The following is a 623-nucleotide window of genomic DNA, read 5'->3' on the forward strand; positions in this document are numbered from 1 at the left end:
CCCGATTCTTCGGACAGCAGCCACAGCGTGCGGTTGTCGTTGGACCAGCCAAAGTCGTTGAAGCCCCAGTTGATCCAGGCGCTGTCGGTCAGGCGGTGGCGGTTTTCCAGCTTGGCGCTGGCGGGACTGACGCTGGCAATCCAGCGGTCCTTGTTGTCGTTGGCGCGCAGCATGATCGCGGCCTGCTGGCCATCGGCGCTCCAGCGGATGCCGGGGTTGCCGGGGCCGGCCAGCACTTCCAGCGGGCGGTTGCCCTTGAGCGCGTCCTTGCCGGCGGCCTTGCGCAGCGCGGCCAGCGGGTCGGTGCCGATGCCGGGCAGGTTGTCCAGCGAGAGCGGCTTGACCGTGCCGGTGACCGCATCGACCAGCCACAGGGCATGCGGTTCGGGATCGTTGCGGCCCACGCGGGTGCGGGTGTCCTCGAACTCTTCGTAGCCCGATTCGGTCACGTACTTGGGCATCTTGCCGCCGCGGCCTTCGTCGAAGCTCTTCGGCTTGGTGACCACGATCAGGCTGCGGGTGTCGGGCGAGAGGGCGCTGCCGACGATCTCCACGTCGGCGCCGAGGTAGACCGGGCCGGGCGCACGGGTGGCGTCGGCGCGGCGCCAGCTGGCTTCCTGCGC

At 69.7% G+C, this 623-nt stretch carries 1 pseudogene; it reads right to left on the reverse strand.

Going from position 1 to position 623, the window contains the following annotated elements:
* A pseudogene (locus tag DBR34_RS22630) lies at nt 1-623 on the reverse strand (S9 family peptidase); the annotation flags it as partial.

This window comes from Stenotrophomonas sp. HMWF003, from assembly GCF_003061285.1.
GTDB lineage: Bacteria > Pseudomonadota > Gammaproteobacteria > Xanthomonadales > Xanthomonadaceae > Stenotrophomonas > Stenotrophomonas maltophilia_AP.